We start from the raw sequence: 579 nt of genomic DNA, 5'->3' as shown, positions 1-579 counted from the left end.
GGCGGTCGGCGCTTCGGGTGTCCGGGCAGCGCGCGGCGATCGCGGCGATGTCGAGTTCGAGGTCGGAGTCGGCACCGTCATGCGTGACGATCCGGCCTCGCACGCGCCACTGCTCGTCCGGACCGAGCTGGAAGCGGAGATCGCCGCTACCCTCGGTCACGGAAAGCTCGACAGGCTGTGCGGAGTCGACGATCAGGGGACGCAGCCACTGGACGGAGCGCAGGTTGAGCGGCAGAGTGACGCCGCGTCGAGCGGCCGCGTCGACCGCGAGGGCCACGGTCGCCATACCTGGCAGCAAACGGCGACCGCCGATGCGGTGGTCCTTGATGACCGGGTGCTCAGGATGGAGCGCCGCGCCCGGTGCGGGCCATGCGGGCGTGGCTGGAGCCGGCGCGGATGCCTGGTCGGTCGCAGGCCGCGGCCAGTGCCGGCATCCGCCGAAAACGTAGCCCGGCAACGGGATCCGCCGCCCGGGCCGCTGAGCGATGTCGAGGTCCGCGAGCACGCCCGCGCGGTATGCCTCGGCGCAGCGCAGCAGCACGGACTGCACGCTCGCCGCGTCGCGGGCCCTGGCGAGCG

The 579-nt window shown here is 73.4% G+C and carries 1 protein-coding gene; it reads right to left on the bottom strand.

Annotated elements, in window-relative coordinates:
- Nucleotides 1-579: hotdog family protein (locus AC08ON_RS04395; protein ID WP_476616510.1), on the bottom strand; the 579-nt coding region annotated here is incomplete at both ends.

This window comes from Frankia sp. CoWAU3, assembly GCF_977971855.1.
This window is presented reverse-complemented; position numbering and strand designations above follow the sequence as displayed.